This window comes from Acidovorax sp. 100, assembly GCF_003688355.1.
Classification (GTDB): domain Bacteria; phylum Pseudomonadota; class Gammaproteobacteria; order Burkholderiales; family Burkholderiaceae_C; genus Acidovorax; species Acidovorax delafieldii.
The window spans coordinates 3,180,242-3,196,787 of record NZ_REFD01000001.1; the positions used below are offsets into that span (position 1 = coordinate 3,180,242).

The window sequence follows — 16,546 nt, forward strand, 5'->3', positions numbered from 1 at the left end:
CATGCAACGCAGTGATTTCCGTTGTTTCCACCGCCTGCGCGTGCGCTGGGCCGAGGTGGACATGCAAAAGATCGTGTTCAACGCGCACTACCTCATGTACGTGGATACCGCCATGTCCGAGTACTGGCGCGCGCTGGCGCTGCCGTACGAGGCGAGCATGCTGGCGCTGGGCGGCGAGATGTATGTCAAGAAGGCCACGGTGGAGTACCACGCCTCGGCGCGGCTCGACGACACGCTGGACGTGGGCCTGCAATGCGCGCGCATCGGCAATTCGTCGTGCCTGTTCACGGCGGGCATTTTCTGTGGTGACCGCTTGCTGATCTCTGCCGAGCTGGTCTATGTGTTTGCCGACCCAGCCACGCAGACCTCGCGCCCGGTGCCACCCGCACTGCGTGCGATCTTTGAAGGTTTTGAAGCGGGCGCCGAGATGGCCGAAGTGCGCACCGGCGATTGGAACACCCTGGGCCGCGATGCCGGCCGCGTACGCACCGATGTGTTTGTGCACGAGCAGGGCATCCCGGCCGAGGTCGAGGCCGATAGGCACGACATCTCGGCGCGCCACGCTGTGCTGTACAACCGGCTGGGCATGCCCGTCGCTGCGGGCCGCCTGCTGCAGCACGCACCCGGCGTGGGCCGCATCGGCCGCATGGCGGTGGACCGGTCGGTGCGCGGTGCGCAGTGGGGCCGCCAATTGCTGGATGCGCTGGTGGACGCGGCGCGTGCCCGGGGCGATGCCGAAGTGCAATTGCACGCCCAGCGCAGCGCCGAGGGCTTTTACCGCCGCGCGGGGTTCACGGTGGTGGGCGAGCCGTACGAAGAGGCAGGCATTGCGCACATCGCCATGGCCCGCAAGCTTTGATGGTTTGCTATTAAAAGGGGAGCTACTCGGGCATGTTCGACTAGCGCCTGTGCCCGATTTGGCTCAAATATCATCCAGCAGCGGGTAGGGCAGGGGCAGTAGCGACAGCGCCACGCCGCCTTCTGCGCCCACTTGCAGCGAGCCCTCTTGGGCAGCGCTGATCTGCAGCGACACGATGGTGTCAAACCCGCCGCCCGGCGCAGCGGCCACCTGCACCACGGTGCCGCAGGGTTGTTCGAGGTCGCTGGTGCTGAACACCTCGGCGCCCACCGCCACCTCGGCTGCTGCATGGGCAATGTAGGCGCGGCGCTTGAGCCTGCCACGGAACTGGCTACGCGCCACCACTTCCTGGCCGGGGTAACAGCCCTTCTTGAAGTTCACGCCGCCCACCGATTCGTAGTTGAGCATCTGGGGCACAAAGGCTTCGACCACCGGCGTGGTCAGCGTGGCGACACCGCTGATGACTTCGCTCCAGAGCCACAGCGTGGCATCCAGCGCAGGGCCTGCGGGCGCGGGCTCTGTGGCGGGGGCTACCCAGAGGGCGCGCGGGGTGCCGTCGGCGGGGTACAGGTGCACCACGGTGGTGGCACCCACATCGGCCTTGGTCCACGCAGGCTGGGCGCTGCCAGCTACGGAGTTGATAGCGTCTCCGGCAACACCATAAAGGGCGATGTCGGCGGTGGCATCGGTCAGCTTGGCTTTGGCGCGCAGCACAAACATCGACAGCCGCTTGAGCGTGGCAGGCAGCAGGTCGCGGCTGCAGACCAGCAGCACCTCGGTGGCGCTTCGCTTGAAGCCGATGAAGCTGGCCTGCATGCGGCCCTTGGCCGACAAGAAGGCCGCGAGGCGGGCCTGGTCCATGCCCAGCAGGGCGAAATCCTGGGTGAGCTGGCCGTGCAGAAACTTGGCAGCGTCTTCGCCTTCCACGCGAATCACGCCGAGGTGGGACAGGGGGGCTATGCCATTCAAGGGGTAGGTCATCGCTGAATTATGATGCCCTGATTCATACATATTGGTAGCAGGGTTGTGCGACGTTTACTGGCTTTGATCGTGTTGGTGGGGATCGCACTGGGCGGCGCTGCGTATTGGTGGCTGCACCAGCCGCTCGACGTGGGCCCCGAGCCGCTGGAGCTGGCCATCGAGCCCGGCACCACGCCGCGCGGCGTGGCCCGCGATGTGGTGGCGGCCGGGGTGAAGACGGACGCGCGCCTGCTCTACGCCTGGTTCCGTGTCTCGGGGCAAGACCGCGCCATCAAGGCGGGCAACTACGAAATCCCGCCCGGCACCACGCCCATCAGCCTGCTGCAAAAGCTGGCCCGGGGCGAAGAGGCCTTGCGCGCACTCACCTTGGTTGAAGGCTGGAACTGGCGCCAGGTGCGCCAGGCGCTGGCCAAGGAAGAGCAGATCAAACACGATGCTGCCGCCTTGACCGACGAGGCGCTGATGGCCCAGCTGGGCCGCCCCGGCGTGGCGCCCGAGGGGCGGTTCTTCCCCGACACCTACACCTACGCCAAAGGCTCCAGCGACATCGCCTTGCTGCGCCGGGCGATGCACGCCATGGACCGCCATCTGGAGGCGGCCTGGACCCAGCGCGCGGCCGACACCCCGCTCAAGTCGGCGGACGAGGCGCTGACGCTGGCCAGCATTGTCGAAAAGGAAACTGGCAAGGCCAGCGACCGGGGCCAGATCGCGGGTGTGTTCGTCAACCGCCTGCGGGTGGGCATGCTGCTGCAGACCGACCCCACGGTGATCTACGGCCTGGGCGAAAAGTTTGACGGCAACCTGCGCAAGCGCGACCTGCAGACCGACACCCCCTGGAACACCTACACCCGCCCCGGCTTGCCGCCCACGCCCATCGCCATGCCCGGCAAGGCCTCGCTGCTGGCCGCCGTGCAGCCGCAGGCCACGCGCGCGCTCTACTTTGTGGCCAAGGGCGACGGCACCAGCCATTTCAGTGCCTCGCTGGAGGAGCACAACCGCGCCGTCAACCGCTACCAGCGCGGGCAGCAGTAAACAGTTTCTTGAACCAAGGCGCCCATGTCACGACCCGGTCTGTTCATCACGTTTGAAGGCATCGACGGTGCGGGCAAGTCCTCGCACATCGAAGGCCTGGCCGCGGCCTTCCGCACCCAGGGCCGTACTGTCACCGTGAGCCGCGAGCCCGGCGGCACGCCGCTGGCCGAAAAGCTGCGCGAAATGGTCCTGAACGACCCGATGGATGCGCTTACCGAGTCCCTGCTGATCTTTGCGGCCCGCCGCGACCACCTGCGCAACGTGATCGAGCCCGCGCTGGCCCGTGGCGACGTGGTGCTGTGCGACCGGTTCACCGACGCCACCTTTGCCTACCAGGGCGCGGGACGGGGCTTCGATCTGGGTGTGCTATCAACTTTGGAGCGCCTGGCGCAGACAGGACTAGCGCCTGAGACCAGTTTGATGCGTGAACCCGATCTGACGGTGTGGTTTGACCTGGCGCCCGAGGTGGCGGCCGAGCGGCTGGCCGGTGCGCGTGTGCCTGACCGCTTCGAGGCCCAACCGGTCGAGTTCTTCCGCCGCGTCGCACAGGGTTATGCAGACCGCGCAGCCGCTGCACCGCAGCGGTTTGCGCGCCTGGATGCGGCGCAGGACCGCCACCGCGTGTGGCAGCAGCTCACCAGCGTGTTTGTGCGCAAGGGCTGGCTTGCCATCATGGTGGCTACGCAGGGAGGGGCGCAATGAGCGAGACCGCCGTGGCCCTGGCGCCCTGGATCGCTGCGCAGCGCACCAGCCTGCTGGCCCAGCGCGGCCACGCGTGGCTGTTGCAGGGGCCGTCGGGTCTGGGGCAATACACCCTGGGGCTGGAAATGGTGCGCGCGTGGCTGTGCGATGCGCCGACAGAGCAGGGCGCCTGCGGCCACTGCGGCAGCTGCCACGCCGTCGACGTGCGCACCCATGCCGACCTGTGCGTGCTGATGCCCGAGGTGCAGATGATGGCGCTGGGCTGGCCCCTGTCGGAGAAGGCCCAGGCCGACATTGACGACAAAAAGCGCAAGCCCAGCCGCGAGATCCGCGTGGAGGCCATGCGCGATGCGGTGGAGTTTTCGCAGCGCACCTCGGCGCGTGGCAAAGGCAAGGCCGTGCTGGTTTACCCCGCCGAGCAGATGAACCATGTCACGGCCAACGCGCTGCTCAAGACGCTGGAAGAACCGCCGGGCGACGTGCGTTTTGTGCTGGCCAGCGAGGCTGCGCACCAACTGCTGCCCACCATCCGCAGCCGCTGCCTGGGCCACACCATGGTCTGGCCTGTGGAGGCCGACAGCTTGGCCTGGTTGCAGGCCCAGGGCGTGGCCCGGGATGCGGCAGTGTCGTTTCTGCGTGCAGCAGGCGGGCGGCCCGAGGACGCCCTAGCGCTGGCCCAGTCGGGCCGCAGCCCGCAGGCCTGGTCCGCCTTGCCCCAGGCCGTGGCGCGGGGTGATGTGACGGCGCTGGGCGACTGGGCCCCGGCCCAGGTGATCGATGCGCTGCAAAAGCTCTGCCACGACCTGCTGGCCGCCAGCGTGGGCGCCGCGCCGCGGTACTTTGCACAGGCCGACCTGCCCAAGACGCCGCCACTGGGTGCGCTCACACGTTGGTCTCGCGCACTGTCCAAGGCGGCGCGCACGGCAGACCACCCGTTCAATGGCGGGCTCATGCTGGAGGCGCTTGTCGCCCAGGCGCGAAACACCCTACACTCCAGACACTAAGCCGCACACCCACCCATGAGCAGTCCATCCACCGCGCCCCGTCCCAGCGTCATGCAGCTGGCCATCAAGGAAAAGGCCGCTCTCTACGCCGCCTACATTCCTTTTTTTGCCGAAGGCGGCATCTTCGTGCCCACCCAGCGCGACTACAAGCTGGGCGACGATGTGTATGTGCTGCTGACCCTGCCCGACGACACGCAGCGCTACCCCGTGGCAGGCCGCGTGGCCTGGGTGACACCGGCCCGTGCTGCAGGCAACCGCACCCAGGGCGTAGGCATCCAGTTCCCCAAGGACGAAAAATCCCGCCAGCTCAAGGCCAAGATCGAGGAATTGCTGGGAACTGCGCTGGGCTCCGACCGTCCTACCCAGACGATCTGACCGCGCCACCGCCGCCCCCGTGCCGACCCGCGCTGGCTGGTCGGCTTTTTTGTTTTTCATCACATGTTCACTGATTCGCACTGCCACCTCAACTTCCCGGAACTGGTCAGCCAGCTGCCTGCCATCCGCCAGGCCATGGCCGAGGCGCAGGTCACCCGGGCCCTGTGCATTTGCACCACCATGGAAGAGTTCGAGGGCGTGCACGCCCTGGCCCTGGCCCATGACAACTTCTGGAGCACGGTGGGCGTGCACCCCGACAACGAGGGCGTGACGGAGCCCAGCGTGCAGGATCTGCTGGACCGCGCGGCGCTGCCCCGCGTGGTGGCGATTGGCGAGACCGGCCTGGACTACTACGGCATGGAAGATCGCAAGGGCGGGCGCAGCATTGCCGACCTGGAGTGGCAGCGCGACCGCTTCCGCACCCACATCCGCGCGGCGCGCGCCTGTGGCAAGCCCCTCATCATCCACACGCGCAGTGCCTCCGACGACACGCTGGCCATCCTGCAGGAAGAGGGCGAGGATGGCGCAGGCAATCTGGCGGGCGGCGTTTTCCACTGCTTCACCGAATCGATGCAGGTCGCGCGCGCCGCGCTGGATCGGGGCTACTACATCTCGTTCTCGGGCATCGTCACCTTCAAGAGCGCGCAGGAGCTGCGCGACGTGGTGGCCTTTGTGCCGCTGGACCGCATGCTCATCGAGACCGACAGCCCCTACCTGGCCCCGGTGCCCTACCGTGGCAAGACCAACAATCCGTCGTATGTGCCCCATGTGGCCCGGCAGGTGGCCGAGACCAAGGGCCTCACGCTGGAGGTGGTGGCGGAGGCCACCAGCCGCAATTTCGACCGCTTGTTCCCTGAGGTGATGGCATGAGCCTGCAACGACGTTCTGCTTTGGCCGCCGTGGCGTTGGGCCTGGTGTCACTCCGGGCCTGGGCCGGTGCCTATGAAGACTTTTTTGTGGCCGTCCTGCGCGATGACGGTGATGCAATCACTGCGCTGCTGCGCCGGGGGTTTGATCCGAACACCCGTGATCCCAAGGGGCAGGTGGGGCTCATGATTGCCCTGCAAAACGGCGCGAACAAGGCCGTTGCTGCGTTGCTGGCATCCCGTCGGCTGAATGTGGAGGCCCGCAATGCCAAGGACGAAAGCCCGTTGATGATGGCTGCCATCAAGGGCAACGTGGAGGCCGTCAAGGCGCTCATCGCGCGCGATGCCGATGTCAACAAGACGGGGTGGACACCATTGCACTACGCCGCATCGGCAGGTTCGCCGCAGCATGCCGTGATCATTTCATTGCTGCTCGAAAACCACGCCTACATCGATGCAGCATCGCCCAACGGCACCACGCCGCTGATGATGGCGGCGCATTACGGATCTACCGAGGCCGTGCAATTGCTGCTGGATGAAGGGGCCGACCCTACGCTCAAGAACCAGCTGGGCTTGACCGCCGCCGATTTCGCCTTGCGCGTGAGCCGTACCGAGTCTGCGGAGAGAATCGCTGCGGCTATTCGGAAGCGCCAGCCCAACCGGGGCAAGTGGTAGCCAAGGCTGGCGACAGCAGCACATTGCGGGCTGGTGCAAAGAGGGCCGTCGGGACTGGTTAGAAGTCAGCGAAGGCCAGCGCCGGTCGTGCCGCGCCTAGTTACTCGGCGATGGTCCCTGTGCCCGATGCGGCGCGTGTCTGCAGCCGCGCATACAGCCCACCCTGCGCCATCAGCTCGCTGTGGGTGCCTTGCTCGGCGATGCGCCCGCGCTCCATCACCACGACGCGGTCGGCATGCTCGATGGTGGACAGCCGGTGTGCAATGACCAGGGTCGTGCGGCCCTGCATCAGGCGCTGTAGGGCCTCTTGCACCAGGCGTTCCGATTCGGTGTCCAGGGCAGACGTCGCCTCGTCCAGGATGAGGATGGGGGCGTCCTTGTACAGGGCCCGCGCAATGGCCAGCCGCTGACGCTGCCCACCTGACAACTGCGTGGCGTTGTGTCCCACCACCGTGTGGATGCCCTGCGGCAGACCTTCTACATGCTCCGTCAGGTTGGCGGCAGCCAGGCATTCCCGCACCCGGGTTTCGTTCACGGCCTGGCCCAGCGCCACATTGGTGGCAATGGTGTCATTGAACATCACCACGTCTTGGCTCACCATGGCAAATTGCGACCGGAGGGAGGGCAGGTCCCAGTCCGGCAAGGCATGCCCGTCGACCGCGATGGTGCCCGCCGAAGGCATGACAAAACGCGGGAGCAGGTTGACCAGCGTGGTCTTGCCGGCGCCAGAGGGCCCCACCAGTGCCACGATCTCGCCCGGGGCCACCTGCAGGTTGACCTCGTCCAGGGCGGGGGCGTGGTCGGCGCCAAACGATACAGTGACATTGCTCAGCGTGAGTGCGCCTTGCACGCGGTCCTTGCGGTAGGTGCCACCAGTTTCTGCGCCCGTGTCGCCCAGCAGCCCAAGGCCGCGTTCCAAAGCTGCTACACCCCTGGTCACGGGGCTGGCCACATCAGCCAGGCGCCGGATGGGCGCGATCAGCATCAGCATGGCCGTAATAAAGGACACAAACCCGCCCACGGTCACGTCCTTCGTATCGACCGCACCCCGGCTCTGCCAGAGCGCAATGCAGATCACCACCGACAGCGCAGCGGCGGCCAGCAACTGGGTCAGCGGTGTCATGGCTGCGGAGGCGATGGTGGACTTGATGGCCAGGCGGCGTAGGCTGCGGCTCAGGTCGGCAAAACGCTGCGCCTGTCCGCCTTGCGCGCCATGCAGGCGCACCATACGATGCGCCAGCACGTTTTCTTCGACCACATAGGCCAGCTCATCCGTGGCCTGCTGGCTGCTCTTGGTCAAGTGGTACAGCCGTCGCGACAGGGTCTTCATGATCCAGGCGACCCCCGGAACGACGACGGCAACAATCAGTGTGAGCTGCCAGTTGAGGTACAGCAAATAGACCAGCAGCGCGACCAGCGTGAAGCCATCGCGCGACAGGCCGAGCAGGGCCTGCACTAGCAACGTGGCCCCGGTCTGCACTTCATAGACCACGGTGTTGGAGAGGGCGCTGGCCGACTGGCGCGCAAACAATCCCATCTCTGCGGCCAGAACACGATCAAACAGCGCCTGGCGCAGTGTCAGCATGCCTTCGTTGGCGATGCGCGCCAGTGCATATTGACCCACAAACTGGGCTACGCCGCGGACGAAGAAAACCCCCAGAATCGCCAGGGGCACCATCCACAGCTGCAAGGTCCCTTGGGTAAAGCCCTTGTCCAGCAGCGGCTGCAGCAGGGCAGGGATGAGGGGTTCGGTGATTGCACCCACCAAGGTTGCAACAATGGCCAGACTCCAGGCCATTCGCTGGTCGCCAAAGTACACCGACAGCCGCTTCAGGCGCGCCATCAAGGTTGTGGGGGGAGTAGGGGCTGTGGCGGGCTTGGTGCCCGTGTCGGTGGCTTGCATGTCGCCCGGATTCTACGTTTGTGCCATGCGCAGCCTGTCCGGCACGGTGTGTCGCGCACAGTTTGTCACAGGGGGCTCGCCGCTGTGTGTAACATTCGGGTTTGCCCTTTCGGCACTTGTTCGGCCACTGCTGGATGCCAATGACCACAGATCGAATCTCCCAACACCCATCTTCCGCAGCTCCGCTGCTTCCCCTGCGCCGCCAGTTGCTGGCCGCACTCATCGCCTCACCATCCATTCCAGCGCTTGCTCAGTTCCGTGTGGAGGTCACCGGCGTTGGGCTGACCCAATTGCCCATCGCCATTGCGCCGTTCCGGGGCGAGGCGCAATCGCCCCAAAAAATTGCGTCCATCGTTCAGGCCGACCTGGAGCGAAGCGGGCAGTTCCGCGCCATTGACGCCTCCGGCGCAGCGCTGGACGAAACCGCGCGGCCAGACGTCGCACTGTGGCGCCAGAAAAGTGCGGATTCGCTGGCCACTGGCAGCGTCACGCGTTTGGCCGATGGGCGTTTTGATGTGCGGTTTCGTTTGTGGGATGTGGTCAAGGGCCAAGACCTGGGCGGACAGAGTTTTGTGGTCACGCAGGGCGACCTGCGCCTGGTGTCGCACCGCATTGCCGACTTCATTTACGAAAAGCTCACGGGTGAGCGCGGTATCTTCTCGACGCGCATTGCCTATGTGACCAAAACCGGCCCCCGTTACAGCCTTTGGGTTGCGGATGCCGACGGCGAGAACGCCCAGTCCGCACTGTCCAGCCCCGAGCCCATCATCTCGCCTGCATGGTCGCCCAACGGGGGGCAACTGGCCTATGTGTCGTTCGAGTCGCGCAAGCCGGTGGTCTATGTGCACGATGTGGCCACAGGTCGCAGGCGCCTGATCGCTAACTTCCGTGGCTCCAACAGTGCGCCAGCCTGGGCGCCGGATGGCCGTACGCTGGCAGTCACGTTGAGCCGCGATGGCGGCTCGCAGCTGTACACCATTGATGCCAACGGCGGCGAGCCGCGCCGCCTGATGCAAAGCGCAGGCATCGATACCGAGCCTGTGTTCTCGGGCGATGGCCGCAGCATTTTCTTTGTGAGCGATCGGGGCGGTGCCCCGCAAATCTACAAGGTGGGTGCGTCCGGTGGCAATGCGGAGCGCGTGACCTTCACTGGCACCTACAACATCTCGCCCAGCGTGAGTCCCGACGGTCGCTGGCTGGCCTACATCTCCCGCGTGGGTGGCGCATTCAAGCTGCATGTGATGGATCTGTCCACGGGCACCGTCAATGCGGTGACAGATACGACGGCGGACGAAAATCCCAGCTTTGCGCCCAACAGCCGGCTCATTGTTTACGCGACCCAACAGCAGGGCCGTGAAGCCCTCATGACCACCACCCTGGACGGCAAGATCAAGGCGCGTCTCGCCGGTCAGGCGGGCGACATCCGCGAGCCGGACTGGGGCCCGTTCCAAAAGCAATGAACTTATCTGCACTTTCAGTTATCAAGCCTTCAGGAGAAATTTGGATGATGAAACGTATTACCCTTGCCCTCACCGTTGCCGCTCTTATGGCGGGCTGCAGCTCTGGCGTTAAGCTGGATGATGTGCCGGTCGAAGACAAAAATGCCACCTCCACCATGGGTGGAGCCAACAACGGTGCGAACTCCGGCAATACCTCGCAAAGCGGCGTGGCGGGCGTGGACCTCGGCCAGTCCGGCCGTGACGGTGCAGGCCCCGTGGGGGTCGCGCGCGTCGTGTACTTTGATTACGACAGCTACGTGATCAAACCTGAGTTCCAGTCGCTGATTGAAGCGCATTCCCGCTTCATCAAAGCGGCCCCCAACCGCAAGGTCATGATCGAAGGCCACACCGATGACCGTGGTGGCCGCGAGTACAACCTGGCACTGGGCCAGAAGCGTGCAGAAGCAGTGCGCCGTTCGCTGGGCTTGCTGGGCGTGCCTGACAGCCAGGTCGAGGCCGTGAGTTTTGGCAAGGAAAAGCCAGCAGCCCAAGGCGCTACCGAAGATGCACGCGCCCAGAACCGCCGCGCTGAACTGTCGTACCGTTAATGACATCCGCTGCACCGGTTTTCTCGTTGCGGGCGCAGGTCACGGCGGCATTGCTCGCCGTGTCGCTGTCTTCTGCCCATGCCGCCATCTTCGAAGACGGCGAAGCGCGACGGGCTATCCTGGAGATGCGACAGCGCGTTGATGGTCTGCAGTTGTCTCAGCAGCGCTCTGCCGAAGAGGTGCGCAAGCTGGGCGAAGAAAACGCTCAGTTGCGCCGCAGCCTGCTGGATTTGCAGACGCAGATCGAGACCTTGCGCGCCGAGCAAGCCAAACTCAACGGCCAGAACGAGCAGCTGTTGCGCGATGTCGGTGAACTGCAGCGTCGGCAGAAAGACATCGCGCAGGGCGTGGATGAGCGATTGCGGCAGTTCGAGCCCATCAAGGTCAATGTGGATGGCCGCGATTTCCAGGCAGATCCTGCCGAAAAGCGGGATTTTGAGGCGGCTCTGGCTGTCTTTCGCTCCGGCAAATTCCCTGATGCAAGTGTCGCTTTCGCGGGCTTTGTGCGGCAGTATCCGCGCAGCGGCTACGTGCCCTCTGCGCGTTTCTGGTTGGGAAATGCCCAGTACGCTACGCGTGAGTACAAAGAAGCCATCGGCAATTTCAAACAAATGCTGACCGACGCCCCCACGCACGCCCGTGCGCCTGAGGCAGCTCTGTCCATCGCCAATTGCCAGATTGAGCTCAAAGACACACGCACCGCGCGCAAGACACTGGAAGACCTCATCCGGGCTTATCCGCAGTCTGAGGCCGCTGTGGCCGCTAAAGAACGCCTGTCGCGGCTCAAGTGATGGCGGGTGATGTGGCTTTTGCCTCGCAGGCTGCGCCAGATGGTGGTGCGGAGTACGCTTCGGAGCGCCGCTTTGGTGGGCTTCAGCGGCTCTACGGAGTGCAGGGCGCAGCCAGAATTCGCTCCGCGCACGTGGCCGTGGTTGGTATTGGTGGAGTCGGGTCGTGGGCCGCAGAGGCCCTGGCGCGCAGCGGCGTCGCGCAAATTACCCTGATCGACTTGGACCATGTGGCTGAATCCAACATCAACCGACAGATCCATGCGCTCACCGATACGGTGGGACAGGCCAAGGTTTTGGCCATGCGTGATCGCATCGCACAAATCCACCCGGACTGCATCGTTCATTGCGTGGAGGAGTTTGTGGAGCCTGGAAACTGGCCGGCCTTGCTGCAAACGCCCGTAGACGCTCTCATTGATGCCTGTGACCAGATCAAAGCCAAAACTGCACTGTCCATATGGGCGCAGGCCCATGGGGTGCTGCACATCACCGTGGGTGCAGCAGGGGGCAAGCGGCATGCGCACAAGGTGGATGTGGATGATCTCGCACTGACCACCCATGACCCGCTGTTGGCCCAAATGCGCTATCAGCTGCGCAAACACCACGGCGCACCGCGGGAGGGCAAGAAGATCGGGGTCACCTGCGTTTTCAGCCGTGAGGCCGTAGCTCCGCCAGATGCTTCCTGCAATATCGATGGCGATGGTTCTTTGAACTGCCACGGCTACGGCTCGGTGGTCGCTGTGACCGCGACCTTCGGCCAATGTGCCGCAGGCTGGGTGCTCGATAAACTTGCAACCAATTCCAAATCGGCTGGAAAAAAGACGCTATAATCCAAGGCTTTGCAGCAATCGACACGATAGCTGCAATCGGTCGGGACGTTAGCTCAGTTGGTAGAGCAGCGGACTTTTAATCCGTTGGTCACAAGTTCGAATCTTGTACGTCCTACCACCCGATTCAAAGCGCATCATTGAATGTGTTTTCAGCCAAAAGCCTCCCTTGGGAGGCTTTTGTTTTTTGCGGTCATTTATAGCGCCAGTCAAAGCCCATCGTTGCCCCTGACTGGTACACGTGGCCGAGGCTGGGGGTGCATCACCGGGTGGGTGCGTCCGTCTCCGGCGGTGGTGAAAAAAGGTCCCAACTGGCCATGAACAGTGCAGCTATCACTGGACCGATCACAAACCCAGTGAGTCCGAACAAGGCCATGCCGCCCAGTGTAGAGATCAGCACGATGTAGTCGGGCATCTTGGTGTCTTTGCCCACTAGGATGGGGCGTAGGATGTTGTCCACGAGTCCGATCACGCAGATGCCGAATGCAGTCAGCACCACGCCTTGCCACACAGCGCCTGTTGCCAGAAAGTAGATGGCCACAGGCACCCAGATCAGCCCGGCGCCCACAGCTGGTAAGAGGGACAGGAAGGCCATGAGCACCCCCCACAGCACCGGTCCCTGGATGCCCAAGATCCAGAAAATCATGCCGCCCAGCGCGCCTTGAGAAGCTGCCACCACAATGTTGCCTTTGACCGTGGCACGGATCACGGTCGTGAATTTACCGACCAGTTGGCGCTTGTGCGCTTCTTCCAGGGGGGTGGCCTGCCCGATACGCTGTGCCAGACTGGCTCCGTCTCGCAGCAGGAAGAACAACAGGTACAACATGATGCCGAAGCTGACGATGAACTCCAGGGTGTTTTGACCGATGCTCAGCGCCTGTGTCGCAACGAATTGACTGGCCTGTACCGCGAAGGACGAGAGCTTTTGCTGCAACTCGCCTACGCTGGTCAGTTGGAGGCGGTCAAGCAGGCCGACAGCCCAAGCTGGCAGTGCAGCAATGACCTGCTGCAGGTACAGCCCAAAATTGATTTGGCCTGAGCGTACCCGTTCGTAAATTGCGGTGGCCTCCTGAATGAGCGACACCGTGATGGCCGTCATCGGCAAGATCACCACCACAAGGCACAAACCGAGTGTGCATAAGGCCGCGAGCGTGGGCCGCTTGGGCATTTTTCGCAGCAGTTTGCGGTGCAGTGGAGCAAAAAGAATGGCGAGGATGACGCCCCAGAAAACGGCTCCGTGAAACTGCCACAGGATCGCTCCGAACGCGACGGTGACGAGGGTGAGCAGCAGCAAAAAGGCTTTGTCCTGGAGGTGTTGATGCGGCATGGAGTGGGGTTTGCAATGGGATACCCGGAATGTACGCGAGGCGCTGATCGGCGCAGCTTCTTGCGCTGTGCGGCGATGGTCTGGATCCACTTTTTGGGGGTGGACTTCGGTTCGGTGGCACAATGGCGCCCGTACCAAGGCCCTTCCCCAGCCACAGTCGCATCCGCCAACCGGTTCAGCCGTGTCGCGGAAGGTTTCTCAACCAGCTAATGCTTTCCCAAGGAAAGCGGAGGTCAGCGGAATATGAGCGATACGACATCCGTCTATCAAGCCTACCAAGGCAACACTTACCTCTTCGGCGGCAATGCGCCCTATGTCGAAGAGATGTACGAGAACTATCTCGCCAATCCCGGTAGCGTGCCAGATACGTGGCGCGAGTACTTTGACGCGCTGCAGCATGTCCCCGCCGTGGATGGCAGCAACGCCAAAGACGTTCCCCATCTGCCTGTCATCAATGCCTTTGCCGAGCGTGCCAAGCAAGGCGGCACCAAGGTTGTGGTTGCGACGGGCGCCGACTCTGAGCTGGGCCGCAAGCGTACCGCAGTTCAGCAGCTGATCGCCGCCTACCGCAATGTGGGTCAGCGCTGGGCCGATCTGGATCCGCTCAAGCGCACGGAGCGTCCCGCAATTCCTGAACTGGAGCCTTCGTTCTACGGTTTCAGCGACGCTGATCAGGAAACTGTGTTCAACACCAGCAACACGTTCTTCGGCAAAGAGTCGATGACGTTGCGTGAACTCATCAACGCGCTGCGTGAGACCTATTGTGGCTCCATCGGCGCTGAATACATGTACGCCACCGACCAGAACCAGAAGCGCTGGTGGCAGGAGAAGCTGGAAAAGATCCGCAGCAAGCCCAGCTTTGGTGCTGACAAGAAAAAACAAATCCTTGACCGCCTGACGGCTGCTGAAGGGCTGGAGCGCTTCCTGCACACCAAGTACGTGGGTCAGAAGCGCTTTTCGTTGGAAGGCGGCGAAAGCTTTATTGCTGCGATGGATGAACTCATCCAATCTGCAGGCGCCAAGGGCGTACAAGAAATCGTGATCGGCATGGCCCACCGCGGCCGCCTGAACGTGCTGGTCAACTCGCTGGGCAAGATGCCCAAGGACCTGTTCGCTGAGTTCGATCACACCGCTCCCGAAGACCTGCCTGCGGGTGACGTGAAGTACCACCAGGGCTTCAGCTCGGATGTGACGACCCCCGGCGGTCCGGTTCACCTGTCGCTGGCATTCAACCCCTCGCACCTGGAAATCGTGAACCCCGTGGTCGAAGGCTCTGTGCGTGCTCGCATGGACCGCCGTGCCGATCCACACGGCAAGCAGGTTTTGCCAGTGCTGGTGCACGGTGACGCGGCCTTTGCAGGCCAAGGTGTCAATCAGGAAACTCTGGCGCTGGCCCAGACCCGTGGCTACTACACGGGTGGTACGGTGCACATCATCATCAACAACCAGATCGGCTTCACCACGTCCGATCCACGTGACACCCGCTCCACGCTGTACTGCACCGACATCGTCAAGATGATTGAGTCGCCCGTATTGCATGTGAACGGTGATGATCCGGAAGCCGTGGTGTTGGCCACTCAGCTCGCGCTTGAGTTCCGCATGGAGTTCAAGAAAGACGTGGTGGTGGACATCATCTGCTTCCGCAAGCTGGGCCACAACGAGCAGGACACCCCGGCTCTGACGCAGCCGCTGATGTACAAGAAGATCGGCGCACACCCCGGCACACGCAAGCTGTACGCCGATAAGCTGGCGGCGCAGGGTCTGGGCGAGTCACTGGGCGACGACATGGTCAAGGCCTACCGCGCTGCTATGGATGCGGGCAAGCACACGGTCGATCCCGTGCTGACCAACTTCAAGAGCAAGTACGCGGTGGACTGGAGCCCGTTCCTGGGCAAAAAGTGGACCGATGCTGGAGACACGGCTATTCCTCTGGCCGAGTGGAAGCGCCTGGCTGAGAAGATCACCACCATCCCCGAGAGCGTGACGCCGCATCAGTTGGTGAAGAAGGTGTATGACGACCGCGCGGCCATGGGCCGTGGTGACATCCCTGTGGATTGGGGCATGGGTGAGCACATGGCATTTGCCTCGCTGGTGGCCAGCGGCTATCCCGTGCGCCTGTCCGGTGAAGACTGCGGCCGCGGCACGTTCACGCACCGCCACGCCGTGATTCATGACCAAAAGCGCGAGAAGTGGGACATTGGTACCTACGTGCCGCTGCAGAACGTGGCCGACAACCAGGCCCCGTTTGTTGTGATCGACTCCATCCTGTCCGAAGAGGCCGTCCTGGGCTTCGAGTACGGCTATGCGTCGAACGACCCCAATACACTGGTGATCTGGGAGGCGCAGTTCGGCGACTTCGCCAATGGCGCCCAAGTGGTGATCGACCAGTTCATCGCCTCCGGCGAAGTGAAGTGGGGCCGGGTAAACGGCATCACCCTGATGCTGCCCCACGGCTACGAAGGCCAGGGCCCAGAGCACAGCTCTGCCCGCCTGGAGCGCTTCATGCAACTGGCTGCCGACGCCAACATGCAGATCGTGCAGCCCACTACGGCCAGCCAGATCTTCCACGTGCTGCGTCGCCAGATGGTGCGTGATCTGCGCAAGCCGCTGATCATCATGACGCCCAAGTCGCTGCTGCGTAATAAGGATGCGACCTCGCCGCTGTCCGAGTTCACCAAGGGCAGCTTCCAGACGGTGATTCCTGAGCAGGATGAAGCCATCGTCAAGAAGGCTGCCAAGGTCAAGCGCGTGATCGCATGCTCTGGCAAGGTTTACTACGACCTCGTGAAGAAGCGCGCAGAGAAGGAGGCCGACGATGTGGTGATCCTGCGCGTCGAGCAGTTGTACCCCTTCCCGCACAAGGCGTTTGCCGCTGAACTGAAGAAGTACCCCAACGCTACCGACGTGGTGTGGTGCCAGGACGAGCCGCAAAACCAGGGTGCCTGGTTCTTCGTGCAGCACTACATCCACGAGAACATGCTCGAAGGCCAGAAGCTGGGCTACTCCGGCCGCGCTGCTTCGGCATCGCCAGCCGTGGGTTACTCGCACCTGCACCAGGAACAACAAAAGGCGCTGGTGGACGGCGCGTTTGCCAAGCTCAAGGGTTTTGTCCTGACCAAGTAAGGCCAGCTGCGACCCGACAACAGAACAAAACCCCATT

The 16,546-nt window shown here is 63.4% G+C and carries 15 protein-coding genes and 1 tRNA gene; 13 read left to right on the plus strand and 3 right to left on the minus strand.

Features of this window, described 5'->3' with window-relative positions:
* The first annotated feature begins 1 nt into the window (after position 1).
* The gene (locus tag C8C96_RS14740; protein WP_121942771.1) at positions 2 to 859 is read left to right on the plus strand and encodes a YbgC/FadM family acyl-CoA thioesterase; all 858 of its coding nucleotides are present in this window, start codon (positions 2 to 4) and stop codon (positions 857 to 859) included.
* Positions 860 to 922: 63 nt separating this feature from the next.
* Here C8C96_RS14740 and C8C96_RS14745 read toward each other — a convergent pair whose 3' ends face one another.
* On the minus strand, positions 923 to 1,840 hold the full coding sequence (locus C8C96_RS14745) for a folate-binding protein YgfZ (protein ID WP_121942772.1): 918 nt from the start codon (positions 1,838 to 1,840) through the stop codon (positions 923 to 925).
* Between the two features lie 45 nt (positions 1,841 to 1,885).
* Here C8C96_RS14745 and mltG point away from each other — a divergent pair, with 45 nt between their 5' ends.
* From mltG to C8C96_RS14775, 6 genes are all read left to right on the plus strand, one after another.
* Positions 1,886 to 2,872 carry an endolytic transglycosylase MltG gene (gene mltG, locus C8C96_RS14750; protein WP_305000500.1) on the plus strand — a complete coding sequence of 329 codons (987 nt, stop codon included), beginning with the start codon at positions 1,886 to 1,888 and terminating at the stop codon, positions 2,870 to 2,872.
* Between the two features lie 24 nt (positions 2,873 to 2,896).
* On the plus strand, positions 2,897 to 3,574 hold the full coding sequence (gene tmk / locus C8C96_RS14755; protein ID WP_121942774.1) for a dTMP kinase: 678 nt from the start codon (positions 2,897 to 2,899) through the stop codon (positions 3,572 to 3,574).
* Complete coding sequence (locus C8C96_RS14760; RefSeq protein WP_121942775.1) at positions 3,571 to 4,578, plus strand: DNA polymerase III subunit delta'; 1,008 nt, start codon at positions 3,571 to 3,573, stop codon at positions 4,576 to 4,578. Before tmk ends, C8C96_RS14760 begins: the two co-directional genes overlap by 4 nt.
* A gap of 15 nt (positions 4,579 to 4,593) precedes the next feature.
* On the plus strand, positions 4,594 to 4,953 hold the full coding sequence (locus C8C96_RS14765; RefSeq protein ID WP_015013859.1) for a PilZ domain-containing protein: 360 nt from the start codon (positions 4,594 to 4,596) through the stop codon (positions 4,951 to 4,953).
* A gap of 63 nt (positions 4,954 to 5,016) precedes the next feature.
* Complete coding sequence (locus tag C8C96_RS14770; RefSeq protein ID WP_056744435.1) at positions 5,017 to 5,823, plus strand: TatD family hydrolase; 807 nt, start codon at positions 5,017 to 5,019, stop codon at positions 5,821 to 5,823.
* On the plus strand, positions 5,820 to 6,494 hold the full coding sequence (locus C8C96_RS14775; RefSeq protein WP_121942776.1) for an ankyrin repeat domain-containing protein: 675 nt from the start codon (positions 5,820 to 5,822) through the stop codon (positions 6,492 to 6,494). Before C8C96_RS14770 ends, C8C96_RS14775 begins: the two co-directional genes overlap by 4 nt.
* A gap of 100 nt (positions 6,495 to 6,594) precedes the next feature.
* On the opposite strand, the gene msbA is transcribed toward C8C96_RS14775, so the two are convergent.
* Positions 6,595 to 8,397: a lipid A export permease/ATP-binding protein MsbA gene (gene msbA / locus C8C96_RS14780; RefSeq protein ID WP_121942777.1), complete on the minus strand. Its 1,803-nt coding sequence runs from the start codon at positions 8,395 to 8,397 to the stop codon at positions 6,595 to 6,597.
* 140 nt (positions 8,398 to 8,537) lie between these two features.
* Between msbA and tolB the strand changes: the two genes are divergently transcribed.
* The 5 genes from tolB (at position 8,538) to C8C96_RS14805 (ending at position 12,180) form a co-directional block, all read left to right on the plus strand.
* A complete protein-coding gene (gene tolB / locus C8C96_RS14785) occupies positions 8,538 to 9,857 on the plus strand; it encodes a Tol-Pal system beta propeller repeat protein TolB (protein WP_121942778.1) in 1,320 nt (439 codons plus the stop codon).
* Between the two features lie 44 nt (positions 9,858 to 9,901).
* Positions 9,902 to 10,444, plus strand: coding sequence for a peptidoglycan-associated lipoprotein Pal (gene pal, locus C8C96_RS14790; protein ID WP_056063400.1), 543 nt, complete (start codon positions 9,902 to 9,904; stop codon positions 10,442 to 10,444).
* Positions 10,444 to 11,235, plus strand: a complete 792-nt coding sequence (ybgF, locus tag C8C96_RS14795) for a tol-pal system protein YbgF (RefSeq protein WP_121942779.1) — start codon at positions 10,444 to 10,446, stop codon at positions 11,233 to 11,235. Before pal ends, ybgF begins: the two co-directional genes overlap by 1 nt.
* Entirely contained in the window at positions 11,235 to 12,062 is an 828-nt protein-coding gene (locus C8C96_RS14800) for a ThiF family adenylyltransferase (protein ID WP_121942780.1), read from the plus strand. Before ybgF ends, C8C96_RS14800 begins: the two co-directional genes overlap by 1 nt.
* A 42-nt stretch (positions 12,063 to 12,104) precedes the next feature.
* Positions 12,105 to 12,180: transfer RNA gene (locus C8C96_RS14805), tRNA-Lys, on the plus strand.
* Between the two features lie 141 nt (positions 12,181 to 12,321).
* Here C8C96_RS14805 and C8C96_RS14810 read toward each other — a convergent pair.
* A complete protein-coding gene (locus C8C96_RS14810; RefSeq protein ID WP_121942781.1) occupies positions 12,322 to 13,386 on the minus strand; it encodes an AI-2E family transporter in 1,065 nt (354 codons plus the stop codon).
* Positions 13,387 to 13,629: 243 nt separating this feature from the next.
* Between C8C96_RS14810 and C8C96_RS14815 the strand changes: the two genes are divergently transcribed.
* Positions 13,630 to 16,509, plus strand: coding sequence for a 2-oxoglutarate dehydrogenase E1 component (locus C8C96_RS14815; RefSeq protein WP_056063390.1), 2,880 nt, complete (start codon positions 13,630 to 13,632; stop codon positions 16,507 to 16,509).
* Positions 16,510 to 16,546: the final 37 nt, after the last annotated feature.

Excerpts from the sequence above, each read along its gene's own strand:
- C8C96_RS14740 (WP_121942771.1), top strand. The coding sequence starts at position 2 with ATGCAACGCAGTGATTTCCGTTGTTTCCACCGCCTGCGCGTGCGCTGG.
- C8C96_RS14745 (WP_121942772.1), bottom strand. The coding sequence starts at position 1,840 with ATGACCTACCCCTTGAATGGCATAGCCCCCCTGTCCCACCTCGGCGTG.
- tmk (WP_121942774.1), top strand. The coding sequence starts at position 2,897 with ATGTCACGACCCGGTCTGTTCATCACGTTTGAAGGCATCGACGGTGCG.
- C8C96_RS14760 (WP_121942775.1), top strand. The coding sequence starts at position 3,571 with ATGAGCGAGACCGCCGTGGCCCTGGCGCCCTGGATCGCTGCGCAGCGC.
- C8C96_RS14765 (WP_015013859.1), top strand. The coding sequence starts at position 4,594 with ATGAGCAGTCCATCCACCGCGCCCCGTCCCAGCGTCATGCAGCTGGCC.
- C8C96_RS14770 (WP_056744435.1), top strand. The coding sequence starts at position 5,017 with ATGTTCACTGATTCGCACTGCCACCTCAACTTCCCGGAACTGGTCAGC.
- C8C96_RS14775 (WP_121942776.1), top strand. The coding sequence starts at position 5,820 with ATGAGCCTGCAACGACGTTCTGCTTTGGCCGCCGTGGCGTTGGGCCTG.
- msbA (WP_121942777.1), bottom strand. The coding sequence starts at position 8,397 with ATGCAAGCCACCGACACGGGCACCAAGCCCGCCACAGCCCCTACTCCC.
- tolB (WP_121942778.1), top strand. The coding sequence starts at position 8,538 with ATGACCACAGATCGAATCTCCCAACACCCATCTTCCGCAGCTCCGCTG.
- pal (WP_056063400.1), top strand. The coding sequence starts at position 9,902 with ATGATGAAACGTATTACCCTTGCCCTCACCGTTGCCGCTCTTATGGCG.
- ybgF (WP_121942779.1), top strand. The coding sequence starts at position 10,444 with ATGACATCCGCTGCACCGGTTTTCTCGTTGCGGGCGCAGGTCACGGCG.
- C8C96_RS14800 (WP_121942780.1), top strand. The coding sequence starts at position 11,235 with ATGGCGGGTGATGTGGCTTTTGCCTCGCAGGCTGCGCCAGATGGTGGT.
- C8C96_RS14810 (WP_121942781.1), bottom strand. The coding sequence starts at position 13,386 with ATGCCGCATCAACACCTCCAGGACAAAGCCTTTTTGCTGCTGCTCACC.
- C8C96_RS14815 (WP_056063390.1), top strand. The coding sequence starts at position 13,630 with ATGAGCGATACGACATCCGTCTATCAAGCCTACCAAGGCAACACTTAC.